2 protein-coding genes are annotated in these 15,651 nt (G+C 61.9%); one reads left to right on the top strand and one right to left on the bottom strand.

Features of this window, described 5'->3' with window-relative positions:
* Positions 1–1,299: 1,299 nt before the first annotated feature.
* Entirely contained in the window at positions 1,300–1,821 is a 522-nt protein-coding gene (locus ACTNE6_RS14845) for a response regulator (RefSeq protein ID WP_442497280.1), read from the bottom strand.
* A gap of 813 nt (positions 1,822–2,634) precedes the next feature.
* Between ACTNE6_RS14845 and ACTNE6_RS14840 the strand changes: the two genes are divergently transcribed.
* Positions 2,635–15,651, top strand: a complete 13,017-nt coding sequence (locus ACTNE6_RS14840) for an Ig-like domain-containing protein (RefSeq protein WP_442497279.1) — start codon at positions 2,635–2,637, stop codon at positions 15,649–15,651.

Below are 15,651 nucleotides of genomic sequence, written 5' to 3'. Positions count from 1 at the left end.
GTCAGGACTGAGAGTAAAACTGCGATATTAAGGCTGAAGGTAAAATAAAAAAATAAGTATAACTACTTAGTAAGACCGCTTATAAAATTTACAGGGTTCGGTTTGCCAGCCGGATTTATGGCTGTATCCGAATGGCGTTCATGGCTGTGAGACAGAATTGAATACTGGTTTTTAGATAACGTCAAAAATGACGGGTAATAATATCTTTTTGTTTTAATTGATGTATGTCAATTTTGCGGCAAAAATTTGTAGGTCTGGGGGGGTAAGTACAGGACAAAAACCTCAAAGCCCAAAGAAAGTCATCAAATCGCAGGTAAAAATTCAGCAGACAACTGCGGATAAAGTCGAGTCCGTGTCGGAAGATAGACTCGAGAGGCCGCTGAAGGGGTTTTTTAAAAAGGATGGGCTGGTGGCTGTCGAGTTGCTCGCCGGTATGATAGGTCCAGGCAAAGGCCAATGCGAGCAAGGCGAATAATTTGCTGAGCCTTTCAGGATCAACCAAATGGGTATCTTCAAAGTTGAGCCTCGGCTTTTCAGGCAGCCGAACAAGGTCTCGATTGCCCCGCGCCGGGCATAGGTTTCAATCGCCTGGGTTTGTGGTGTATCCAAGCTTGCGATGATCAGCCAGTCGCCATCATTCAACCGCAAGGCCGACAAGGTGACAAAACAACCCCAAACCGGACGGCGGCCTGGCAGATGGTGCAGTTGTCCGGGCTTTAAGGAACCAAACAGTTGATCGGCACGCTTAAGCTGGTTCCAGGCATTGGGAATGCGTGAGGCGTTGATGAAACGGAATGGCTTGTGCTTGCAGTCAAGCGAACCAGTCCTCGCCGACGAACTCGCGATCGGCTAATAAGGCGGCAATATATCACGTCGTTTATTGTCAGAGAAAGATTACTTAAGATGAATTGGGCTAAATTTAAAGTACGATAAATATTTGTCTCGACTGTATTTCTGTTGTTCGGAGTATTATTTGTTAGTCTAGAATATACACCGTGATTTATAGCTCGAGCACTACATATGATTTTTATCCTTTTTCAATATTGATGTTGAAAGAATTGCAGTTTGTATTATTACAGTATTAACATAAAGATAAAATGCAATGATTTAGTGTCCGCCTAGAGCCTCTCTTTCTGCAATCCTAATCCAGAAGCCGTTAAAAAAGACCGTTTTCTCCCATTCTAGTTATGATGCGTCGCTCTTAAACGCCTACGGCACAGATTTGTTTGATAATTTGGTGCTAAGTACAGGATAAAAACTGCAATGCGCAAAGAAAGTCGTTAAATTACAGGGAAAAGTTTAGACGATAACTGCGGAGAAAATCGAGTCGACAGCTTTCAACCCGGTCGCCACGATGATTTTGCTGTCTTTCATATCAGCCGTCTTCCTGATCTCCTGAATCAACTGCAAGCCGTTCATTTCCGGCATGTTCAGATCGGCGATGACCAAATGCGGACAGTGCTTGCCGGCGAGCAGCAGGCCCTGATAGCCGTTGGCGGCCAGAAACAGTTGGTGAGGAACGGTAAATTCGCCGAATTTCAGCTCATAGAGCCGCAAGAGCGTCCGATCGTCCTCAACAATCAGCACCCTCAGTTCATCGGCCGCGGGCGGTTCCGCAGCCATCGCCGGCAGGGCGGCGGGCACGGTCGATGTCCGCAAAACCAGAAATCCCTCGACATCGCTGCGCATTAAACGCCGATGTCCGCCCAAGGTTTTGGTTGATTTCAGTTTGCCGGTGTCGACCCAATTCTGGATGGTGCGCTGGCTGACGTCGAGTAGTTGTGCTGCTTTCTTAGTGCTAAGCCATGAATGTTCTATCATTTTTTGTTTTACGATTACTTAATTTTGCGGTTTCTATATTGCATATATTGCATTTTTTAAGTAATTTATGTCCTATAAAACATATGGTTTTTTTAAGTTAATAACATGAGACAATACATGGATCATTAAGTTTATTTGTCACATAATAAAAAGTCTGTGGTTTAGGTTGATGTTCAATGAAAACAATCAGTTAGACATTGGAATTACATTGTTAGCTTTATAGAAAAGGGCGAAATTAATTTGCGCATATTGCAATTATTTTCAGAGCAGTAAGAAAATGTTGCACATGAGGATTCGCCAGGCTTTTCTCCGTAAAGATATGCAGGAAGCCAAACGAGAGGTTCACCCTTGGAGAGATGTTGGATACTTATTGGGGATGATTTAGTTTATCTGTTAGCAAAGATGCTCGAAAAAGAGCTAAGTCGAAAATAGCAGTCAAGAGCCAATATTGCGGCTCATTGAGCAACTTGCTGATGAAATGTTTGAGTTGATTCAAGTTATAAAAAAAATAACTGAAGAAAGGCAATAAGTTAATGGCAATGGTTTGAAAATATTAATTTATTGTGATTTTGACCAGCAAAAATCTAATGGTCATTAACTATTTTCTGGGGAGCCCAAAGATTAAGGCGCGGGATGAATACCTGAACAGAGATTATTCAATGTTCGGTACTAAGTTAACAGTGCCAGCGGTCGTACAGCATTAACTATGAAATATACACAGTGAAGTACAGCATTCATATCAAAGCCTATCTTTCGATTGATCGGTACTAAATTTTTAATAATAAAAAGCAAAAAGGTTATAAAGGGATATATATGTCTATCGCAACCAAAGTTATTAACTTAAACGAACCTTCAACTGCTGGAACAATTCAGGAGACGAATGGAACTCTAGTCCTTGAGCAGCCCAGTCGAGTGTTTCTTAATCTGAAGCCGACTGACATTAAATCTTATGTTCGGCAGGGTACAGATCTGATCATTGATCTTGGCGGAGAGAAACTTCGTGTTATTAATTTTTACCATGTTAACGGTGATAGCAAGCTATATCTGAACGATGAGGATTGTGAAGGCATTGTACAGGTTGATCTTTCGCCGACTGTCGGCGATGAGGCAGTGATTGTTCAATATATACCGCAAACGGAGCCCTCGCCATTCGAATCATTGACTTGTGTTGCCGAAGATGATGTTTATGGAATGGTTGCGACGGCCGCGCTTATAGGTCTCGGAGTAGGGCTTGGAGTTGCTTTAAGCGGTGACGACGATTCTGTTCCAGCCGCTTCCGGCTTTGGCTCCGAGACAGTACCTCCAACCCCTATCAACCCACCAGATCCTATTAACCCACCAGATACCACGGCACCAGCCGCCCCGGTAATCAGCAGTATCCAGGATAATGCGGGCGCCGTACAAGGTCCGGTGGCCTCAGGCGGCAGCACTGATGATACCACGCCAACGGTAAACGGCAGCGGCGCCACACCCGGCGATACCATCACCCTTTATGACGGCACGACGGCTATCGGCAGCACCACGGTAGCGCCTGACGGCACCTGGAGCATCACCCCGGGATCACCATTGCCCGAGGGGAACCACAACCTCACAGTAACCGCAACCGATCCGGCAGGCAACGAATCAACTCCCAGTGATCCTTACAACGTTGTTATTGACACCACGGCACCGACGGCGCCGAGCATCGGCAGTGTCACGGATGACGTGGGTGCGGTCCAAGGTCCAGTCGCGAACGGCGGCAGCACCGACGACGCACAGCCGACCGTGAGCGGCAGCGGCGCCGCACCGGGCGACACGATCACCCTATATGATGGCGATGCCGTAATCGGCAGCACCACGGTCGATGCGTCCGGCAACTGGAACATTACCCCTGCAACGCCCTTGCCTGAAGGGGACCACACCCTGAGCGTGACCGCTACTGATCCGGCTGGCAACGAGTCTACCTCCAGCGCACCTTATGTCATAATCGTGGACACGACCGCGCCGAGCACCGGCGACGGCAAAAACAGCATCGTTTTCAACGACGGCGGCGACGAGCTGCTGAGCGGCGCTGAAGCGACCAACGTGACCCTGAGCGGCCAAGTGGAAGCCGGCGCGACCGTGACCAGCATCAGCATCACCGACGGCAGCACCGTGCTGACCGTGGCGGCCTTTGACATCAGCGTCAGCGGCGGCGTGGTCAGCGTGGCCGGCCAGGATCTGTCCGGGTTCGCCGACGGTACCTTGACCGTGAGGATGAGCGTGACCGATGCGGCCGGCAACAGCGGAATAGTGACGGATACGACGGTCTTGGATACGACCGCACCAACCGCTACGGTAACTATTACCGCGATCGCTGATGATACGGGAGTTGCCGGTGATTTCATCACTAGCGACACTAGCCTGACGGTTAGCGGCACGGTGACCGGTCCCGTGGCGGCTGACGAAAAAGTGCAGATTAGCATCGACGGCACTACCTGGACTGATCTCGTCGTCACGGCCGGTGCCTGGAGCTATATTGATGGCCGTACGCTGGTCGATGGCAGCTACACCTATAACGTCCGTGTAGTTGATGCCGCCGGCAACATAGGCTCGACCGCCAGCCAACTAGTGACCATAGACACTACCAGCCCGGGCGGTACGGGCGGCACCGACGCCCCGACGCTGACTATTGCCGAAGCGGCGGACGGCATCAATGCCGATGAGTTGAGCGACGGCATCCAGGCCGTGGTCAGCCTGACGCCTGGCACCCAAGTGGGTGACACGATCACGATCACGACCACGGGCGCGGGCGGCAGCGTGACCACGCATACCGTCACGGCCGCAGACGTGGGAGTCGGCAGCGTTTCGGTGACGCTAGACAACAGCGCCACTTTTGCTGACGGCAGCTACAACGCCACGGCAGTAATCAGCGATACAGCCGGCAACAGCTCCGCCCCCTCTAATACGGTCGACTTTATTGTGGATGCTACCAGTCCGGGCGGACCGGGCGGCTTCGATGCGCCGACACTGGCCATTGCCGAAGCGGCGGACGGCATCAATGCCGCTGAACTGAGCGACGGCATCCAGGCCGTAGTTGGCCTGACGGCCGGCACCCAAGCGGGCGACATGATCACGATTATGACTACAGGCGCGGGCGGCATCAGTGTGACCATGCAAATTGTCACACCTGCGGACTTGATGGCTGGCAGTGCGGTTGTGACGCTGGCTGACTCTAGCGCGTATGCTGACGGCAGCTACAGTGCGACGGCTGTGATCAGCGATACGGCCGGCAACAGCTCCGCCCCCTCCAATACGGTCAACTTCATCGTGGATGCGACCAGCCCGGGCGGTACGGGCGGCACCGACGCCCCGACGCTGACTATTGCCGAAGCGGCGGACGGCATCAATGCCGATGAGTTGAGCGACGGCATCCAGGCCGTGGTCAGCCTGACGCCCGGCACCCAGGAAGGCGACACGATCACCATTACCGCCAACGACGGCGCGGCCGATATCGTCACCAGCTACACGGTGACGGCGGCGGACGTGGCGGCTGGCAGTGCGGCCGTGACGCTGACGGGTTCGAGCGCGTATGCCGACGGCAACTACAGCGCGACGGCCGTGATCAGCGATGCGGCCGGCAACAGCTCCGCGCCGTCTGCGGCCGTGGCGTTCACTATCGATACGATCGCGCCGGCGGCGCCGAGCATCGGCAGTGTCACGGATGACGTGGGTGCGGTCCAAGGTCCGGTCGCGAACGGCGGCAGCACCGATGACACCCAGCCGACCGTGAGCGGCAGCGGCGCCACCCCGGGCGATACGATCACCCTGTATGACGGCACGACGGTCATCGGCAGCGCCACGGTCGACGCGTCCGGCAACTGGAGCATTACGCCGGCAACGCCGCTGCCTGAAGGCAGCCACGAGCTGGCGGTCAGCGCGACCGATCCGGCCGGCAATGCCTCGGGCACCAGCGCGCCTTACACCATCATCGTGGACACGAGCGCGCCGGGCAACGGCGACGGCCAAAACAGCATCGTCTTCAACGACGGCGGCGACGAGCTGCTGAGCGGCGCCGAAGCGACCAACGTGACCCTGAGCGGCCAGGTGGAAGCGGGCGCCACCGTGACCGGCCTCAGCATCACCGACGGCAGCACCGTGCTGACCGTGGCGGCCGCCGACATCAGCGTCAGCGGCGGCGTGGTCAGCGTAGCCGGCCAGGACCTGTCCGGGTTCGCCGACGGCACCCTGACCGTGAGGATGAGCGTGACCGATGCGGCCGGCAACAGCGGTATAGTGACGGATACGACCGTGCTGGATACTACGGCACCGGCGATTCCGGGCATCGGCAGCGTCACGGATGATGTCGGGGCGGTCCAAGGTCCGGTCGCGAACGGCGGCAGCACCGATGACACCCAGCCGACCGTGAGCGGCAGCGGCGCCACCCCGGGCGATACGATCACCCTGTATGACGGCACGACGGTCATCGGCAGCGCCACGGTCGACGCGTCCGGCAACTGGAGCATTACGCCGGCAACGCCGCTGCCTGAAGGCAGCCACGAGCTGGCGGTCAGCGCGACCGATCCGGCCGGCAATGCCTCGGGCACCAGCGCGCCTTACACCATCATCGTGGACACGAGCGCGCCGGGCAACGGCGACGGCAAAAACAGCATCGTCTTCAACGACGGCGGCGACGAGCTGCTGAGCGGCGCCGAAGCGACCAACGTGACCTTGAGCGGCCAAGTGGAAGCCGGCGCCACCGTGACCGGCCTCAGCATCACCGACGGCAGCACCGTGCTGACCGTGGCGGCCGCCGACATCAGCGTCAGCGGCGGCGTGGTCAGCGTAGCCGGCCAGGACCTGTCCGGGTTCGCCGACGGCACCCTGACCGTGAGGATGAGCGTGACCGATGCGGCCGGCAACAGCGGTATAGTGACGGATACGACCGTGCTGGATACTACGGCACCGGCGATTCCGGGCATCGGCAGCGTCACGGATGACGTGGGTGCGGTCCAAGGTCCGGTCGCGAACGGCGGCAGCACCGATGACACCCAGCCGACCGTGAGCGGCAGCGGCGCCACCCCGGGCGATACGATCACCCTGTATGACGGCACGACGGTCATCGGCAGCGCCACGGTCGACGCGTCCGGCAACTGGAGCATTACGCCGGCAACGCCGCTGCCTGAAGGCAGCCACGAGCTGGCGGTCAGCGCGACCGATCCGGCCGGCAATGCCTCGGGCACCAGCGCGCCTTACACCATCATCGTGGACACGAGCGCGCCGGGCAACGGCGACGGCCAAAACAGCATCGTCTTCAACGACGGCGGCGACGAGCTGCTGAGCGGCGCCGAAGCGACCAACGTGACCTTGAGCGGCCAAGTGGAAGCCGGCGCCACCGTGACCGGCCTCAGCATCACCGACGGCAGCACCGTGCTGACCGTGGCGGCCGCCGACATCAGCGTCAGCGGCGGCGTGGTCAGCGTAGCCGGCCAGGACCTGTCCGGGTTCGCCGACGGCACCCTGACCGTGAGGATGAGCGTGACCGATGCGGCCGGCAACAGCGGTATAGTGACGGATACGACCGTGCTGGATACTACGGCACCGGCGATTCCGGGCATCGGCAGCGTCACGGATGATGTCGGGGCGGTCCAAGGTCCGGTCGCGAACGGCGGCAGCACCGATGACACCCAGCCGACCGTGAGCGGCAGCGGCGCCACCCCGGGCGATACGATCACCCTGTATGACGGCACGACGGTCATCGGCAGCGCCACGGTCGACGCGTCCGGCAACTGGAGCATTACGCCGGCAACGCCGCTGCCTGAAGGCAGCCACGAGCTGGCGGTCAGCGCGACCGATCCGGCCGGCAATGCCTCGGGCACCAGCGCGCCTTACACCATCATCGTGGACACGAGCGCGCCGGGCAACGGCGACGGCAAAAACAGCATCGTCTTCAACGACGGCGGCGACGAGCTGCTGAGCGGCGCCGAAGCGACCAACGTGACCTTGAGCGGCCAAGTGGAAGCCGGCGCCACCGTGACCGGCCTCAGCATCACCGACGGCAGCACCGTGCTGACCGTGGCGGCCGCCGACATCAGCGTCAGCGGCGGCGTGGTCAGCGTAGCCGGCCAGGACCTGTCCGGGTTCGCCGACGGCACCCTGACCGTGAGGATGAGCGTGACCGATGCGGCCGGCAACAGCGGTATAGTGACGGATACGACCGTGCTGGATACTACGGCACCGGCGATTCCGGGCATCGGCAGCGTCACGGATGACGTGGGTGCGGTCCAAGGTCCGGTCGCGAACGGCGGCAGCACCGATGACACCCAGCCGACCGTGAGCGGCAGCGGCGCCACCCCGGGCGATACGATCACCCTGTATGACGGCACGACGGTCATCGGCAGCGCCACGGTCGACGCGTCCGGCAACTGGAGCATTACGCCGGCAACGCCGCTGCCTGAAGGCAGCCACGAGCTGGCGGTCAGCGCGACCGATCCGGCCGGCAATGCCTCGGGCACCAGCGCGCCTTACACCATCATCGTGGACACGAGCGCGCCGGGCAACGGCGACGGCCAAAACAGCATCGTCTTCAACGACGGCGGCGACGAGCTGCTGAGCGGCGCCGAAGCGACCAACGTGACCTTGAGCGGCCAAGTGGAAGCCGGCGCCACCGTGACCGGCCTCAGCATCACCGACGGCAGCACCGTGCTGACCGTGGCGGCCGCCGACATCAGCGTCAGCGGCGGCGTGGTCAGCGTGGCCGGCCAGGATCTGTCCGGGTTCGCCGACGGCACCCTGATCGTGACCATGAGCGTGACCGATGCGGCCGGCAACAGCGGCGCCATCACCGACACCACCGTGCTGGACAGCACGGCCTCCGGCGTCACGCTCGATCCGTTGACCACCAACGACACGACCCCGGAACTGACCGGCACCGTGACCGATCCGGACGCGACCGTGGTCGTGACCGTCGGCGGCAGCGACTACCCGGCCACCAACCACGGTGACGGCACCTGGACGCTGGCGGACAACACTCTGCCGGCGCTGCCGGAAGGCAACACGACCGTCACGGTCACCGCCACCGACCCGGCCGGCAACACCAGCACGGCTACTGGCACCGTCGTGGTCGACACGACCGCGCCGAGCACCGGCGACGGCAAAAACAGCATCACCTTCAACGACGGCGGCGACGAGCTGCTGAGCGGCGCCGAAGCGACCAACGTGACCTTGAGCGGCCAAGTGGAAGCCGGCGCCACCGTGACCGGCCTCAGCATCACCGACGGCAGCACCGTGCTGACCGTGGCGGCCGCCGACATCAGCGTCAGCGGCGGCGTGGTCAGCGTGGCCGGCCAGGATCTGTCCGGGTTCGCCGACGGCACCCTGACCGTGACCATGAGCGTGACCGATGCGGCCGGCAACAGCGGCGCCATCACCGACACCACCGTGCTGGACAGCACGGCCTCCGGCGTCACGCTCGATCCGTTGACCACCAACGACACCACCCCGGAACTGACCGGCACCGTGACCGATCCGAACGCGACCGTGGTCGTGACCGTCGGCGGCAGCGACTACCCGGCCACCAACCACGGTGACGGCACCTGGACGCTGGCGGACAACACCCTGCCGGCGCTGCCGGAAGGCAACACGACCGTCACGGTCACCGCCACCGACCCGGCCGGCAACACCAGCACGGCTACTGGCACCGTCGTGGTCGACACGACCGCGCCGAGCACCGGCGACGGCAAAAACAGCATCACTTTCAACGACGGCGGCGACGAGCTGCTGAGCGGCGCCGAAGCGACCAACGTGACCCTGAGCGGCCAAGTGGAAGCCGGCGCCACCGTGACCGGCCTCAGCATCACCGACGGCAGCACCGTGCTGACCGTGGCGGCCGCCGACATCAGCGTCAGCGGCGGCGTGGTCAGCGTGGCCGGCCAGGATCTGTCCGGGTTCGCCGACGGCACCCTGATCGTGACCATGAGCGTGACCGATGCGGCCGGCAACAGCGGCGCCATCACCGACACCACCGTGCTGGACAGCACGGCCTCCGGCGTCACGCTCGATCCGTTGACCACCAACGACACCACCCCGGAACTGACCGGCACCGTGACCGATCCGGACGCGACCGTGGTCGTGACCGTCGGCGGCAGCGACTACCCGGCCACCAACCACGGTGACGGCACCTGGACGCTGGCGGACAACACTCTGCCGGCGCTGCCGGAAGGCAACACGACCGTCACGGTCACCGCCACCGACCCGGCCGGCAACACCAGCACGGCTACTGGCACCGTCGTGGTCGACACGACCGCGCCGAGCACCGGCGACGGCAAAAACAGCATCACCTTCAACGACGGCGGCGACGAGCTGCTGAGCGGCGCCGAAGCGACCAACGTGACCTTGAGCGGCCAAGTGGAAGCCGGCGCCACCGTGACCGGCCTCAGCATCACCGACGGCAGCACCGTGCTGACCGTGGCGGCCGCCGACATCAGCGTCAGCGGCGGCGTGGTCAGCGTGGCCGGCCAGGATCTGTCCGGGTTCGCCGACGGCACCCTGACCGTGACCATGAGCGTGACTGATGCGGCCGGCAACAGCGGCGCCATCACCGACACCACCGTGCTGGACAGCACGGCCTCCGGCGTCACGCTCGATCCGTTGACCACCAACGACACGACCCCGGAACTGACCGGCACCGTGACCGATCCGGACGCGACCGTGGTCGTGACCGTCGGCGGCAGCGACTACCCGGCCACCAACCACGGTGACGGCACCTGGACGCTGGCGGACAACACTCTGCCGGCGCTGCCGGAAGGCAACACGACCGTCACGGTCACCGCCACCGACCCGGCCGGCAACACCAGCACGGCTACTGGCACCGTCGTGGTCGACACGACCGCGCCGAGCACCGGCGACGGCAAAAACAGCATCACCTTCAACGACGGCGGCGACGAGCTGCTGAGCGGCGCCGAAGCGACCAACGTGACCTTGAGCGGCCAAGTGGAAGCCGGCGCCACCGTGACCGGCCTCAGCATCACCGACGGCAGCACCGTGCTGACCGTGGCGGCCGCCGACATCAGCGTCAGCGGCGGCGTGGTCAGCGTGGCCGGCCAGGATCTGTCCGGGTTCGCCGACGGCACCCTGACCGTGACCATGAGCGTGACTGATGCGGCCGGCAACAGCGGCGCCATCACCGACACCACCGTGCTGGACAGCACGGCCTCCGGCGTCACGCTCGATCCGTTGACCACCAACGACACCACCCCGGAACTGACCGGCACCGTGACCGATCCGGACGCGACCGTGGTCGTGACCGTCGGCGGCAGCGACTACCCGGCCACCAACCACGGTGACGGCACCTGGACGCTGGCGGACAACACCCTGCCGGCGCTGCCGGAAGGCAACACGACCGTCACGGTCACCGCCACCGACCCGGCCGGCAACACCAGCACGGCTACTGGCACCGTCGTGGTCGACACGACCGCGCCGAGCACCGGCGACGGCAAAAACAGCATCACTTTCAACGACGGCGGCGACGAGCTGCTGAGCGGCGCTGAAGCGACCAACGTGACCCTGAGCGGCCAAGTGGAAGCCGGCGCCACCGTGACCGGCCTCAGCATCACCGACGGCAGCACCGTGCTGACCGTGGCGGCCGCCGACATCAGCGTCAGCGGCGGCGTGGTCAGCGTGGCCGGCCAGGATCTGTCCGGGTTCGCCGACGGCACCCTGACCGTGACCATGAGCGTGACCGATGCGGCCGGCAACAGCGGCGCCATCACCGACACCACCGTGCTGGACAGCACGGCCTCCGGCGTCACGCTCGATCCGTTGACCACCAACGACACCACCCCGGAACTGACCGGCACCGTGACCGATCCGAACGCGACCGTGGTCGTGACCGTCGGCGGCAGCGACTACCCGGCCACCAACCACGGTGACGGCACCTGGACGCTGGCGGACAACACCCTGCCGGCGCTGCCGGAAGGCAACACGACCGTCACGGTCACCGCCACCGACCCGGCCGGCAACACCAGCACGGCTACTGGCACCGTCGTGGTCGACACGACCGCGCCGAGCACCGGCGACGGCAAAAACAGCATCACTTTCAACGACGGCGGCGACGAGCTGCTGAGCGGCGCCGAAGCGACCAACGTGACCCTGAGCGGCCAAGTGGAAGCGGGCGCCACCGTGACCGGCCTCAGCATCACCGACGGCAGCAGCGTGCTGACCGTGGCGGCCGCCGACATCAGCGTCAGCGGCGGCGTGGTCAGCGTAGCCGGCCAGGATCTGTCCGGGTTCGCCGACGGCACCCTGACCGTGACCATGAGCGTGACCGATGCGGCCGGCAACAGCGGCGCCATCACCGACACCACCGTGCTGGACAGCACGGCCTCCGGCGTCACGCTCGATCCGTTGACCACCAACGACACCACCCCGGAACTGACCGGCACCGTGACCGATCCGGACGCGACCGTGGTCGTGACCGTCGGCGGCAGCGACTACCCGGCCACCAACCACGGTGACGGCACCTGGACGCTGGCGGACAACACCCTGCCGGCGCTGCCGGAAGGCAACACGACCGTCACGGTCACCGCCACCGACCCGGCCGGCAACACCAGCACGGCTACTGGCACCGTCGTGGTCGACACGACCGCGCCGAGCACCGGCGACGGCAAAAACAGCATCACTTTCAACGACGGCGGCGACGAGCTGCTGAGCGGCGCCGAAGCGACCAACGTGACCCTGAGCGGCCAAGTGGAAGCGGGCGCCACCGTGACCGGCCTCAGCATCACCGACGGCAGCAGCGTGCTGACCGTGGCGGCCGCCGACATCAGCGTCAGCGGCGGCGTGGTCAGCGTAGCCGGCCAGGATCTGTCCGGGTTCGCCGACGGCACCCTGACCGTGACCATGAGCGTGACCGATGCGGCCGGCAACAGCGGCGCCATCACCGACACCACCGTGCTGGACAGCACGGCCTCCGGCGTCACGCTCGATCCGTTGACCACCAACGACACCACCCCGGAACTGACCGGCACCGTGACCGATCCGGACGCGACCGTGGTCGTGACCGTCGGCGGCAGCGACTACCCGGCCACCAACCACGGTGACGGCACCTGGACGCTGGCGGACAACACCCTGCCGGCGCTGCCGGAAGGCAACACGACCGTCACGGTCACCGCCACCGACCCGGCCGGCAACACCAGCACGGCTACTGGCACCGTCGTGGTCGACACGACCGCGCCGAGCACCGGCGACGGCAAAAACAGCATCACTTTCAACGACGGCGGCGACGAGCTGCTGAGCGGCGCCGAAGCGACCAACGTGACCCTGAGCGGCCAGGTGGAAGCCGGCGCCACCGTGACCGGCCTCAGCATCACTGACGGCAGCACCGTGCTGACCGTGGCGGCGGCCGACATCAGCGTCAGCGGCGGCGTGGTCAGCGTGGCCGGCCAGGATCTGTCCGGGTTCGCCGACGGCACCCTGACCGTGACCATGAGCGTGACTGATGCGGCCGGCAACAGCGGCGCCATCACCGACACCACCGTGCTGGACAGCACGGCCTCCGGCGTCACGCTCGATCCGTTGACCACCAACGACACCACCCCGGAACTGACCGGCACCGTGACCGATCCGGACGCGACCGTGGTCGTGACCGTCGGCGGCAGCGACTACCCGGCCACCAACCACGGTGACGGCACCTGGACGCTGGCGGACAACACCCTGCCGGCGCTGCCGGAAGGCAACACGACCGTCACGGTCACCGCCACCGACCCGGCCGGCAACACCAGCACGGCTACTGGCACCGTCGTGGTCGACACGACCGCGCCGAGCACCGGCGACGGCAAAAACAGCATCACTTTCAACGACGGCGGCGACGAGCTGCTGAGCGGCGCCGAAGCGACCAACGTGACCCTGAGCGGCCAAGTGGAAGCGGGCGCCACCGTGACCGGCCTCAGCATCACCGACGGCAGCAGCGTGCTGACCGTGGCGGCCGCCGACATCAGCGTCAGCGGCGGCGTGGTCAGCGTAGCCGGCCAGGATCTGTCCGGGTTCGCCGACGGCACCCTGACCGTGACCATGAGCGTGACCGATGCGGCCGGCAACAGCGGTATAGTGACGGATACGACGGTCCTGGATACGACCGCACCAACCGCTACGGTAACTATTACCGCGATCGCTGATGATACGGGAGTTGCCGGTGATTTCATCACTAGCGACACTAGCCTGACGGTTAGCGGCACGGTGACCGGTCCCTTGGCGGCTGATGAAAAAGTGCAGATTAGCACCGACGGCACTACCTGGGCTGATCTTGTCGTTACGGCCGATGCTTGGAGTTATATTGATGGCCGTACGTTGGTCGATGGCAACTACACCTATGGCGTACGCGTGGTTGATGCCGCCGGCAACATAGGTTCGACCGCCAGCCAACTGGTGACCATAGACACTACCAGCCCGGGCGGTACGGGCGGCACTGATGCGCCGACGCTGACCATTGCCGAAGCGGCCGGCGGTATCGACGCCATTGAGCTGAGCGATGGCATCCAGGCTGTGGTCGGCCTGACGCCCGGTACCCAAGTGGGTGACACGATCACGATCACGACCACGGGCGCGGGCGGCAGCGTGACCACGCATACCGTCACGGCCGCAGACGTTGGAGTCGGCAGCGTTTCGGTGACGCTAGACAACAGCGCTACTTTTGCTGACGGCAGCTACAGCGCCACGGCAGTAATCAGCGATACAGCCGGCAACAGCTCCGCACCATCCAATACGGTCAACTTCATCGTGGATGCGTTAAACGATGCGCCTGAGGTTTTTGTAGATTACTCAACCTTGCTTGGCTTGGTGGGTCTGCAAGCGCTTAACGTGATCGATCTGAGTAAGCAAGACCTGAGAGCATTAGATCGTAACGGCAACCTGCAAAGCGTCGTGGTTGAGTTTGGAGCGGTAGCGACTGTAGGCGCAATAACGCTTACCGCATCGTCAGCGCTTGCTGCCGAGCTTGGCCTGCAGTTCGATGTTGTAAATTCTTCTGTAGGCTCATTATTATCGTTGGGGCCGCACTCGACAGTGACAATCACAGCTATTGATGGCGGCATTATCGATAACCTGACGATCAACGAGTTTCTGGCGAGCGTGCGCTTTGATACGGGAGGCAGCCTGCTTGGCGATCTGCTTAGTGCGTCTGTATTACCGGATCTTGCCATTGCAGCGACTGATAGTTATGGCGTCTCTTCTGGCACCAAAACGATGGGGACTCTGCTCGATGCCAGCCTGCTCCATAGTCTGGCCGGCGACTCGGGGATTATAGAGGGCACGTCAGGCGACGATCCGCTCACGGGTACAGCATTCAGTGACCGCCTGTACGGTTATGCCGGTAACGATACCCTGTCCGGCGGCGACGGCAACGACCTGCTTCGCGGCGGCAGCGGCACTAATACCCTGAACGGTGATGGCGGCAACGATATACTGATAAGTGCTGGCATTAATGATACTCTCAACGGCGGCACTGGCGATGACTTCATCGTTATCTCCGATAACCTCTTCGCCTCCATCGATGGCGGCGATGGTTTCGATATCCTGCAGATGGACGGTGGCTTCACGCTCGACTCGACCAGCGTTGCCACCGTCAGCAATATCGAGCTGATTGACATGGGCATGGGCGATGCCGGCAGTACGCTGACACTAACTGCCGATGCGGTGGATACTCTGACCGATGCGGACAATCAGCTGTATATCACCGGCGAAAGCAACGATACGCTGAATGTCGCCGGAGCCGTTGATACAGGGGCACAAACTACTCTTGACAGTGTTGTCTTCGATGTTTATAGCTTCGGTATCAATCAGTTGCTTGTTGACCAGGATGTGCAGGTGATCGCTTGA

This window comes from Methylobacter sp. sgz302048 (genome assembly GCF_052162025.1).
Lineage (GTDB): Bacteria > Pseudomonadota > Gammaproteobacteria > Methylococcales > Methylomonadaceae > Methylobacter.
Note: the sequence above shows the minus strand (reverse complement) of the source record. Positions and strands in the feature narration are given on the sequence as shown.